Source organism: Okeania sp. SIO2F4 (genome assembly GCF_010672385.1).
In the GTDB taxonomy this organism is placed as follows: Bacteria; Cyanobacteriota; Cyanobacteriia; order Cyanobacteriales; family Microcoleaceae; genus Trichodesmium.
Genome location: NZ_JAAHGT010000308.1, coordinates 1 through 9818 on the forward strand (window position 1 = coordinate 1; position 9818 = coordinate 9818).

General features: G+C 37.8%; 13 protein-coding genes and 1 pseudogene. 8 read left to right on the forward strand and 6 right to left on the reverse strand.

Annotated elements, in window-relative coordinates:
* Positions 1-206 precede the first annotated feature (206 nt).
* The 7 genes from F6K22_RS19455 (at position 207) to F6K22_RS42255 (ending at position 3642) form a co-directional block, all read left to right on the forward strand.
* Entirely contained in the window at positions 207-854 is a 648-nt protein-coding gene (locus F6K22_RS19455) for a histidine phosphatase family protein (protein ID WP_293101364.1), read from the forward strand.
* A 126-nt stretch (positions 855-980) separates the two neighbouring features.
* A complete protein-coding gene (locus F6K22_RS19460) occupies positions 981-1193 on the forward strand; it encodes a helix-turn-helix domain-containing protein (RefSeq protein ID WP_293101367.1) in 213 nt (70 codons plus the stop codon).
* Positions 1174-1530, forward strand: a complete 357-nt coding sequence (locus F6K22_RS19465) for a hypothetical protein (protein WP_293101370.1) — start codon at positions 1174-1176, stop codon at positions 1528-1530. Before F6K22_RS19460 ends, F6K22_RS19465 begins: the two co-directional genes overlap by 20 nt.
* Positions 1505-2422, forward strand: a complete 918-nt coding sequence (locus F6K22_RS19470) for an RNA-guided endonuclease InsQ/TnpB family protein (RefSeq protein WP_293101372.1) — start codon at positions 1505-1507, stop codon at positions 2420-2422. The genes F6K22_RS19465 and F6K22_RS19470 overlap by 26 nt, the downstream gene beginning before the upstream one ends.
* Before the next feature lie 83 nt (positions 2423-2505).
* Entirely contained in the window at positions 2506-3267 is a 762-nt protein-coding gene (locus F6K22_RS19475; protein ID WP_293101396.1) for a YebC/PmpR family DNA-binding transcriptional regulator, read from the forward strand.
* Positions 3268-3433: 166 nt separating this feature from the next.
* Positions 3434-3571 (forward strand): hypothetical protein, encoded by a 138-nt coding sequence (locus F6K22_RS19480; RefSeq protein ID WP_293101375.1) that lies wholly within the window; start codon positions 3434-3436, stop codon positions 3569-3571.
* A complete protein-coding gene (locus F6K22_RS42255) occupies positions 3553-3642 on the forward strand; it encodes a KGK domain-containing protein (protein WP_363273941.1) in 90 nt (29 codons plus the stop codon). Before F6K22_RS19480 ends, F6K22_RS42255 begins: the two co-directional genes overlap by 19 nt.
* A gap of 904 nt (positions 3643-4546) precedes the next feature.
* Here F6K22_RS42255 and F6K22_RS19485 read toward each other — a convergent pair.
* The 3 genes and pseudogenes from F6K22_RS19485 to F6K22_RS19495 form a co-directional block, all read right to left on the reverse strand.
* On the reverse strand, positions 4547-4783 hold the full coding sequence (locus F6K22_RS19485) for a hypothetical protein (RefSeq protein ID WP_293101377.1): 237 nt from the start codon (positions 4781-4783) through the stop codon (positions 4547-4549).
* A 339-nt stretch (positions 4784-5122) separates the two neighbouring features.
* Positions 5123-5290 (reverse strand): annotated as a pseudogene (locus tag F6K22_RS19490) (RNA-guided endonuclease TnpB family protein); the annotation flags it as partial.
* Between the two features lie 63 nt (positions 5291-5353).
* Positions 5354-5854 (reverse strand): acyl-CoA thioesterase, encoded by a 501-nt coding sequence (locus F6K22_RS19495; protein WP_293101383.1) that lies wholly within the window; start codon positions 5852-5854, stop codon positions 5354-5356.
* 106 nt (positions 5855-5960) lie between these two features.
* On the opposite strand from F6K22_RS19495, the gene F6K22_RS19500 reads away from it, so the two are divergent.
* Positions 5961-6806, forward strand: a complete 846-nt coding sequence (locus F6K22_RS19500; RefSeq protein WP_293101385.1) for a universal stress protein — start codon at positions 5961-5963, stop codon at positions 6804-6806.
* A 215-nt stretch (positions 6807-7021) separates the two neighbouring features.
* On the opposite strand, the gene psbM is transcribed toward F6K22_RS19500, so the two are convergent.
* The 3 genes from psbM to F6K22_RS19515 form a co-directional block, all read right to left on the reverse strand.
* Positions 7022-7210, reverse strand: a complete 189-nt coding sequence (gene psbM / locus F6K22_RS43550) for a photosystem II reaction center protein PsbM (RefSeq protein ID WP_426591296.1) — start codon at positions 7208-7210, stop codon at positions 7022-7024.
* Positions 7170-7475, reverse strand: coding sequence for a 2Fe-2S iron-sulfur cluster-binding protein (locus F6K22_RS19510; RefSeq protein ID WP_094672640.1), 306 nt, complete (start codon positions 7473-7475; stop codon positions 7170-7172). Before F6K22_RS19510 ends, psbM begins: the two co-directional genes overlap by 41 nt.
* Before the next feature lie 292 nt (positions 7476-7767).
* Positions 7768-9818, reverse strand: a 2051-nt coding sequence (locus F6K22_RS19515; RefSeq protein WP_293101393.1) for a TolC family protein, incomplete at its 5' end; no start/stop codon positions are given.

Genomic DNA, 9818 nt, shown 5'->3' on the forward strand with positions numbered 1-9818 from the left:
TTGTTTATTTATCTATATTTCATATATTAGCAAGTATTTGCGTAATTTTAGATCAAGATTTGGTAAAGATACTCAGTAATTTGATGAAGTTTTGGTAAAGGCACAGTAAATTATATGGCCACTATCTGGGAATTCATGTCTCTGGGATGTCCTAATTGCTATATATTAAAGTTGACAAACTGTGGCAATCTGCAACAGATGAATTTATGACCCAACAAACAATCTGGATAGCAAGGCACGGAAACCGCATCGACTTTGTTAAGCCTGAATGGTTTAATACTGCGGAAAGACCATACGACCCCCATCTTTCAGATGACGGTATCCTCCAAGCAAAACAACTAGCAAAGCGTTTAATTGGGGAAAATATCACCCAGATTTTTGCCTCTCCCTTTCTGCGAACTGTACAAACTGCCAATGAAGTAGCAGAAGTTCTTGATTTACCCATTAAATTAGATTGGGCTTTGTGTGAATGGTTGAATCCAGAATGGATGCCTGCTATGCCAGAAACTCTATCTCTAGAAACTATGGCCAAAATTTATAGCAGAATAGATCTTTCTTACAATGGAGGTACTTCCCAATATCCAGAAACCTGGAAAGCTTGTATGAAGCGAAGTGGAGAAATTTCTCAGCGTTTGGTGGCAGAGTTTCCCACAGAAAATATTTTATTGGTGGGGCATGGTGCCTCAGTTATTGGCACTGCTGCTGGATTAGTTGGTGAAATTGCTGAAACTGAAGTTAAGGCTTCTCTTTGTTGTTTAGTGAAAATTGTCCTTCGAGAAGAACAATGGGTAATGGAATTAAATGGAGATACTTCTCATCTAGATAATAGAGAAACTACTGTCAGGTTTGTTTAACTCCCCCGGCGGGAAGTCCCGCGCTCTCCCGTAGGCGAGCGTCGTATGGGAAAGCCGGGCGTTATTTGTGTAGTTTGTCGTTATTTTGGATATAATAACCAATGTAGAAATAAAGGTCGATATTATATGCTACTGAAATATAAGTACAAGCTAAAACCACATAAAAGGCAAGCGGTAATTATATCTAATTGGTTAGAGATGACTAGGAAGCAGTATAACTATCGTTTAGCTGAAAGGTTGAACTGGTTTGAAGCAATGCGCGCACCAATACAGCATTGTACACTTAATGTTTCAGTAGTACCTGTAGAACGGATTTATCATGCATATCCCAGAATTTAGAGTACAAACGCGCGACGGTAGGAAAAAAGACAGCAATGGTAATCCAATAACCAAGAAAGGGGATAAGTACCCGAACATACTCAATGGTTATGTTTTGTGGGAGACTGTTCAACTGGCAGATTTAGCACAGACTAAAAAACTTTTCCCTGAGTATAAATCTATCCACTCCCAGGTATTGCAGGATGTCATCCAAAGAGTACAAACAACAATGGATAACTTTACTTTACCTGACAAAAACGGTAAAACCCGTGGTAGACCTAAATTCAAAGGCAGGCATTACTATAACTCTTTTAGTTATCCTCAACTATCAAATGCAAACCCATACCAAAAATCCTAACGGTCGTTGTTGTGTCAATCTACCCAAAATTGCTTTAGTTCCTTTGGTTTACAATCGCCCAATACCAGTAGGATTCAAGGTTAAGACAGGTACCGTAATTAGAGAGGCCGACGGTTGGTATGTCAGTTTCACGATAGAAGACAAAACCACACCTGTAGAGGTTGTAGAAATTCAACCTACCGAAGATAACTCAAAGGGTATTGACTTGGGATTATTACACTATGCTGTTACATCTGATGGGGAGTTTATAGAAGTCCCTAAGTTTTTTAGACTCTCTGAACATCGTTTGTCTAAACTCCAGGTGAGATTGGCTAAAAAAACAAAACATTCTAAGGCTTGGAAAATACTGAGGCGTAAAATAGCTAAACTACATCAACTAATAGCTAGACAAAGACTAGACTGGCAATTCAAACTTGCTTATCATCTGTTTAGTGATGTAAGTGTTATTTTCTTGGAAGAGTTACAGATAGCCAATTTAGTTCGACGTTGCAAAGCTAAATTAGCAAGCAATGGTCAATTCTTACCTAATGGTCAATTAGCCAAATCAGGATTGAATAAGTCTTTGCAAGATGCAGCTACTATCAATTCTCTTGATGTTTTACAGTATATAGCCTGGAAACTGGGTAAGCGAGTTGTAAAAGTAGACCCAAAAGGAACATCTCAGCATTGTTGGGAGTGCCTAAATAGAGTGTCTAAAAGTTTGTCTGATCGTTTCGCTGCGCGACATGAAAGGCATTCATGCCCTAAGTGTGGTCAAGAGCTAGACAGAGACTATAACTCGGCACTCCTGATACAAAAAATTGGATTGTTATCAACACAGGAGGAGGACATCACTTCTGTTAAAACTGCGGTCAGGGTCTCCCAGACTGAAGAATCCCTCGCTCTCCCGTAGGGGAGCGTCGGGAGTATGTCAATGTACTATTATATAACAATTTAGTAACTATTTCACAAAATTTTTTGACGATATTTGATTTTATGGCAGGACATAGTAAGTGGGCAAATATTAAACGCCAAAAAGCAAGAGTAGATGCTGTTAAAGGCAAAGTTTTCGCTAAAGTATCTCGCCAAATTATTGTTGCTGCTCGTAGTGGTGCTGACCCCGCTGGTAATTTTCAGTTACGCACGGCGATCGAGAAGGCCAAGGAAGCAGGTATTCCCAATGATAATATTGAACGGGCGATCGCTAAAGGTTCGGGGCATTTAAATGATGGAAGTCAATTGGAGGAGATTCGTTACGAGGGTTATGGTGCCGGAGGTATAGCGATTCTAATTGAGGCATTGACAGATAATCGCAACCGCACAGCAGCAGACCTGAGAAGTGCATTTACTAAAAATGGTGGTAATTTGGGTGAGACTGGTTGTGTCAGTTGGATGTTTGACCACAAGGGTGTGGTAACTCTTAAGGGGTCTGTTGATGAGGATGAATTATTGGAAGCATCTGTAGAAGGGGAAGCAGAATATTATGAAATGATTTCGGAGGATGATTTTGAGGGTGCAGAGGTATTCACTGAAACTACTAATTTGGAAAATATTAGTCAGGTCTTACGAGAAAAAGGTTTTGATGTAAGTGAGGTGGAGTTTCGGTGGATTTCTAGTAATACTGTTGAGGTGAGCGATCCTGAACAAGCGCGATCGCTGCTCAAGTTAATGAATGCTCTTGATGACCTGGATGATGTACAGAATGTCACGGCTAATTTTGATATAGCAAATGAGCTTGTTTCTGCTGTTTTAGTTTAGATTACACCTGTCATTATTTCCTAGGCAATTTGTCTGGGAATTATAGTTCAAGAAAGGTATCTTATTTTAGATGAATAATAATCATAAATATTTAGAAAATAACCGTGAAGATGATGTATATTCATTTGCTTGAGGAATATTTAAAGTAAATCAAATTAGGAAAGCTATGTCTGATGTGATTAACAACTTATTGCAAAAACCAGTAAAGGAAGGATTAAAAGGGCGGGGTGTAGAAATTAAGACCGAGTATTATGATTTTAAGACTAGAAGTAGACCTGAACATCAATGGTTTGTGATGGTATAGATTGTGAATTATTAAGGATAGGAAGTGATGGTTGGCAAAAGGGAAAAATGAGAGTTAGAGTTATTGTATAATTTTGTCCAGATGAACCTAGTACCCATGAATCTCCTTTAGATGATATTCGACAGAGAGATAATTATCAAAACCTATAATAATTCTAATGAGGTGCAAAGTTCGTATAGTCTAAAAACTCTAACTGCTAAAGAATAATTTGCTGAATAATTTAGTATTTTTAGGTTTGGTTGCAGGAATATAATTTCCTAATCTTAGAGATAACCCAATAAATATTATGTTTAGAGTTGGGTTTATCTTACATATAAGCTTTACTTACAGTTGTTTCTGCCCAACCCTACTTACTTATGAGTATCAATTAGCTATACTATAGTAATTTAACTTAAAAATGAGACGTTTTTTTCGTCTGAAACTCCCTCAGAGAAAGAAAGTTTTGTCTCAATCTAAAGTTATAGTCATTTCAGTTTAGACTGAGACAAGGGTTTCTTTCTGTCAAAGTATTTCAGCTAAAAAAATATTTCATTCTTATTTAAAATGACTATAAATGACTATAAATTTATACATAATAGACATCTCCAACAATAAAAAATAAAATCAATTATTATGGAGAAATTATCAATTATTTCTCCCTGTTCCCAGTTAAGTGTTCCCTGTTAAGTGTAAGTAGTAAGTTTATGCAATGTATCTTTTCTGATATCACCTACCTTTGTGTGTAATTTAGCTATTTTTAGCTGTGTTTTTTTCCAATTAGCGCGAAAACTTGAGTTTATGTCGGTTCAAGTATTGCAACCTAAAAAGTTTAGCTTCTAACTTTCTATAAGATTTAGCACGCTTAGAATACTTCACCAGTTGAAAGTGAAGAAGCGTGATTTCACACCCAAATCTACACCAACTAAATCAACTGATTTCTCAGTGACTTGAGGTTCTGTTTTTATCTTGAAGCTAATGAACCAACGATCGGCTTTTTTAGTTATAGTTACAGCTAAACGGAGTAACATGATCTGGCAAGATTTCAAAGGTTTTTATCCATCCAATTCTCGGTAATTTTATGCGATTAAAGCCTACCAATATTGAACCATCTAAAGTGAAACTATCATCCCTACCTTTTTTCTTGAATTTAGGTTGACCATAAATTTGGTTAAAGCAACGCTTCCAAGATAATGATAAATACCTCAAAGCATACTGAGGCGCACATTTAGACACTTCGTATCGACCAATAGTTTAATGGTTTAACCATTGCTACTAAAAGTTTATGCGTATTCGTTTGCACTAGGAAATTTAAGTTTACTCTCAGGATTATTTGAATTGTGCTATACGGATGTTCCTAGTCAACCATAATCCCCAATTCCAAGCATGACGTTAGCGTTTGCGCAGCATTCCGCAGGAAAGCTATGCGCCAGCAAACTACAAAGCGCGTGTTTAGCTAGCAGCGTTTTTTGCTGGTTTGTGGGGTGTAATTCAGCGCATGAATCCTAGTAGCATAACACAGATAATCCCAGATTTTTATAGATAAAACCAGATTTTAGCCAACAGCTTCCTTGCCCTTAATTGAGTGTTGTATCTAAATAATTCAGTCTTGCCCACACCAGGATTATCCATCCAAAAACGAGGAACTTTATTTCGCACAAATTGAGATGTACGAATAGCTTCTTCTATAGCTTGGGTTTGATGTGGTTTAAGTTCCCTGACTTGATATTCTAGAACAAACACTCGACTTTTGACACTGTATTTTATAGTATCAAATTATAATACAAGATTTAAAAAGTCGCCCGCTTATGGGCGAGGCTTGAAACGCATTTTTTTTGTCAAAATTGCTTCCACTGCTGGAGGTAAACGACGCATAATTTTCCCTTTCTCTTTGTCAACAGTTACTAATGTTACTTTGGCAGTAACATATAATTCTTTACCATCCAAAGATTGAATTTGGTAATCCCAATCCAACCTGACTCCTTCACTATTTGCCATGCGGGTCTTGACCACAACTACCATACCCAACTTTACAGGTTTATGGTATCGTATCGAAAGTTCCACTACTGGCAAATCACAACCGAGGTTAACCAACTCAGCAAATTCAATACCAATGGAACGTAAACTTTCAACCCGCGCCTCCTCCATCCAGGAAATATAAGTTCCATGCCAAACAATACCAGCATAATCTGTATGATGGGGATGGACTCGAACTACATATTCAAACCAGACTTCCGGTTTTTGAATGGATTGACTTTCAATTGCACTTGTAGGTAACTGAGGTTGAGATTGTTCTGATGAGGCCACTTTACAAAAATTTCTAAAACTCTACATTTCTCAAACTTACCATTGCCATCAGGGATTTATGCTAGTTTAAAAGACTATTATTATCTGATTGTCTTAACTTAAGATTATGATAAACAAAATTTTAGTAGCTGTTGCTGGCCGGGGACTATGTGAACAGATGCTTAATATGTTGATGGAAATTCCCTATTTTCAAGTAGCATCTGTTACTGTATTGCACGTTGTACCCCCTCAAGCAAGTGCAGAAGGTATGTCCGCGAAATTAGAAGCAGGTGGGAAAATTCTGGCAGAGGCCGTGGAGTCTTTAAAGGTAGATCCAAAAAAAGTCAATCCTCGACTCAAACAAGGAGACCCGAAAGATATTGTTTGTCAAGTGGCTGATGAAGAAGAATCTGAACTAATTATTATGGGTTCCCGGGGATTGGGTAAACTGCAAGCCATTCTGGAAAATTCGGTTAGTCAATATGTTTTCCAGTTAACTTCCCATCCAATGCTACTGGTAAAAGATGATGTCTATGTCAAAAAAATCAGGCGCGTGATGGTCGCCCTAGACTCATCAGAAGAGGGGAAAAATTCTTTAAATATGGGTATTTCCTTCGTGAATCAAATTCCTGGGGGAGAATTAATTTTGAGTCATTTGAAGAAGGATGTCAGTGGAAAATCAAGTCAAGATTATACCGCTGATGCTGAAAAAGATCCTGTTATAGCCGAAGCTTTAAAAGAAGCGAAAAGAAAGGGTATTCAAAAATATCGCTGTGTGAGTGGCAGTGGTAAACCTGGGTCAGAAATTTGTAAAATCTCCCAGGAATTGAATGTGGATCTATTAATATTGGGTTCTCCCGATCGCCGTCCATCGAATGCGAAGAGTCTTGTAGACCTCGATAGACTATTAGGAGATTCTTTATCGGACTATGTACGGGTTTATGCTAATTGTCCTGTCTTGTTAGTCCGCTAAAGAGCGCTACGCGCAATTCAAAAATCAAAAGTCAAAAGTCAAAAGTAATCTATGACCAAAAAATCAGGTCTTCTGCCCTTTTTTTTAAGGGAATAAAAAAATAAACTTCAGTATTTCAACCCTCTGACTTCATTTAGAGGTACTGATAACTGATAAAAGTAGGAGCGGAATTTTGAGATTACGCTCCTACTTTTTTTTTTGGAAATGCTAAATTTTTAGCTTTCGTTGTTGCCAGTTTGAATATACAAAATGATCAAGAAAACGGCTGGCACAAATATGAACAAAATGGTTGCTACAAACCCTAAATTATTAACTTCCATGATTACCCACCTTGAGTTTAAATACCACAAAACAAGAATATCATTATTTGCGTTTTGGTTTTGTTTTGACAACCACAGGACCATTAACTAGGGTCTGACAAGCTAATCTACAGTTGGGGGGCCTTTTTTTCAACTTTTTTTCTTCCACTGGAGTACGGGGTGAAAGATTTTCGATACCTTCAACAATTTCTACTACACAGGTGCCACACTGTCCATAGCCACCACAATTCATCATTTTGGCTGTAAAGGTATAAATGTCAATGCGATTTTCTAGAGCTTTGAGCCTTAAGTTGGCTCCATCAGCAGCAATTACTTCCTGATTTTCGTTTTCAAACTTAATGTTGGCCATGGTTAATTATTAATTTATTGTAATAAAATGTTAACTAATATTAAGGACTTTAACTTACTGCCCTCTTTTGCACAACCTTAGAGTAGGGAAAAATAGGTAAGCATTTAGCCATCAGCCGTCAGCTATCAGCTAATTTTTAACTTCCCTCTTAGGGCTATACTTTATAAACATCTTTCTTAAAATAAAACTTGACAAAAGAGATAAATTATGTATTTGCTATTAAATGAATATTGCGGGAGAGTAAACGTATTGAAAAATAGGCTCTTCTCCCCACACTCCCCACACTCCCAGTTTAAGGAGTATCTGACAAATTCCCACCAGGAAGATTACTCACAGAGCGTTGCAGTTCCGACAAAGAACGATTATAGTCAATAATTGCCGTTAACAAATTATCCTCAGCCCTTGTCAAATCTGTTTCCTGTTGAATAACTTCTAACTGAGTTCCCACACCTGCTTGAAATCGTAATCTCGCCAAACGCAAAGCTTCCTTCGCCTGTTCCACACCCAATTCAGCAGTAGAAATATTTTCAAAGCTAGCTTCTAAACCAAAGAAAGCTTCCTCAACTTCCCGACGAATCTGATTTCTAACTTGCTCAAACCTAGTTTCTGCAATCTCTCCATCTAGTATACTTTGTCTGGCGGCAGCCCTAGCTGCACCACCATCAAAGAAATTCCATCTAAACCTTAATCCTATTGTACTCCCATCAGCCCAACCCCTAGCTGCTCGCCAACTTTGGTTCTCAGTGGTTAATGCCAACACATTGTAGGTAGCAAAGAAATTCAAGTTTGGTCTAACTGATGAAAGAGCTAGTTTCCGCTGCTCATCACTCAAGTCTCTTTGCACTAACTGCTGTTCTAACTCAGCTCGGTTCTGAAAAGCTGCCACAATTGTTTCATCCAAAGATAAAAGCCAAGACCCCGCTGGCTCAATTGGATCGGCAGCCGTCAAATTAATCAACTCATTAGCACTTAATCTTTCTGCCAAACGACGTTGGGTACTACGTTGATCTCGAAGTGCATTTGTCAGGTTTTGTTGTTCATTTGACAATGTTACCTGAGCTTGCAATACATCAAATCTGGTTCCGACTCCCGCTCTTTCTAAAGCTTCCGCATCTTCCAAACTTTTACGAGCATTTTTAACAGCAGCTTCTCCAATTCTGACTCGTCCATCTGCTTGTTGTAAATTATAGTAATCATTAGATACATCCAAGCGCAATTGTTCTGAAACTCTCTCTAGCTCTAACTCCCGTAGACGCATTTGTTCCCTAGCAACTCCAATCCTGGAAGAACGAGCTTTACCAAGACCAAGGTCATAGTCAAATTGAAATGTATTACTAAAAGTTGTGGTAGGGAAATTTTGAATATCAGTGTCTATGAACTGGTCTTGTCCTGTTACCTCAAATACCCGTTGTTGAGCTTGTGCTTGCAAATCACCACCAGCATTTTCTGTACGTTGTATAGTTGAGTCAAAAGTAAGACTAGGCCATAAGTCAGCTTTTGCTTCTCGCAGACTAGCTCTACTCCTGTCAACTTCTAGTTGAGAAACTTGGATTTCTGGGTTATTACGTCGGGCTAAATCAATAGCTTGCTCTAAAGTAATTGGTATTGTTTCTTTTATCTGTACTTCATCAGGAGAAATGGGAGAGTATAGTGGATTAGAATTTGGTTCAATTTGAGGGGGAGGATTTGTTTGTAAGGTTCCGTTTGGTACTGGTGGAGGAAAACTTTCACTGTTTTGTTGAGCAATAATCAAGCTACTATTATTTGATGAATGTTTTTGATTCTCAACCCTGGCTAAATTGGGAACAGTATTCATGGTTGAAGTGGGATTTATATCTGTCATTATCTGAACATAATTTTGCTGTTTTGAAGTATTGCCAAAAGTAGGTGGTCGTTGAATAGTTGATACTAGACTTTGATTGATTCTATCTGGTAATCTAATTGGATAATTGTTACGTTTTTGGGGATTATTTAGTGCGAATGCCTGGGTTTGAATCCGGGATAAATCATTTATTGTTGCCATCGTTGGGGCACTATTGATACTGGTCATTACTTGGTAAGAATTTCCCAGGATTGGATTTCTTTGGGATGTTGTTTTGAGATTATTTGTTTGATTTTGTTGATTGTGATTTTCTGGTGTTGATGGCTTTAAGTTTGTCTGGATTTTTCCTATTTCAATTTGAGAATTTTCTGTTTTTGGTTTTGACTCTAGCAAGTCTAATAAACTGGAATTTGATTTGTTGCCGATTTCTGCTAAATTTTTCGAGTCTGGATGAAATTTTTCAGTATCTTGCTCCTCCAGAACAATTGATTGTTTAAAGCTAGTTTCTACAGGAGGATTAA

What these genes read in the sequence shown, in the direction of transcription:
- F6K22_RS19455 (WP_293101364.1), top strand. Translation starts at nt 207, where the DNA reads ATGACCCAACAAACAATCTGGATAGCAAGGCACGGAAACCGCATCGAC.
- F6K22_RS19460 (WP_293101367.1), top strand. Translation starts at nt 981, where the DNA reads ATGCTACTGAAATATAAGTACAAGCTAAAACCACATAAAAGGCAAGCG.
- F6K22_RS19465 (WP_293101370.1), top strand. Translation starts at nt 1,174, where the DNA reads ATGCATATCCCAGAATTTAGAGTACAAACGCGCGACGGTAGGAAAAAA.
- F6K22_RS19470 (WP_293101372.1), top strand. Translation starts at nt 1,505, where the DNA reads ATGCAAACCCATACCAAAAATCCTAACGGTCGTTGTTGTGTCAATCTA.
- F6K22_RS19475 (WP_293101396.1), top strand. Translation starts at nt 2,506, where the DNA reads ATGGCAGGACATAGTAAGTGGGCAAATATTAAACGCCAAAAAGCAAGA.
- F6K22_RS19480 (WP_293101375.1), top strand. Translation starts at nt 3,434, where the DNA reads ATGTCTGATGTGATTAACAACTTATTGCAAAAACCAGTAAAGGAAGGA.
- F6K22_RS42255 (WP_363273941.1), top strand. Translation starts at nt 3,553, where the DNA reads ATGGTTTGTGATGGTATAGATTGTGAATTATTAAGGATAGGAAGTGAT.
- F6K22_RS19500 (WP_293101385.1), top strand. Translation starts at nt 5,961, where the DNA reads ATGATAAACAAAATTTTAGTAGCTGTTGCTGGCCGGGGACTATGTGAA.
- psbM (WP_426591296.1), bottom strand. Translation starts at nt 7,210, where the DNA reads ATGGTCCTGTGGTTGTCAAAACAAAACCAAAACGCAAATAATGATATT.
- F6K22_RS19510 (WP_094672640.1), bottom strand. Translation starts at nt 7,475, where the DNA reads ATGGCCAACATTAAGTTTGAAAACGAAAATCAGGAAGTAATTGCTGCT.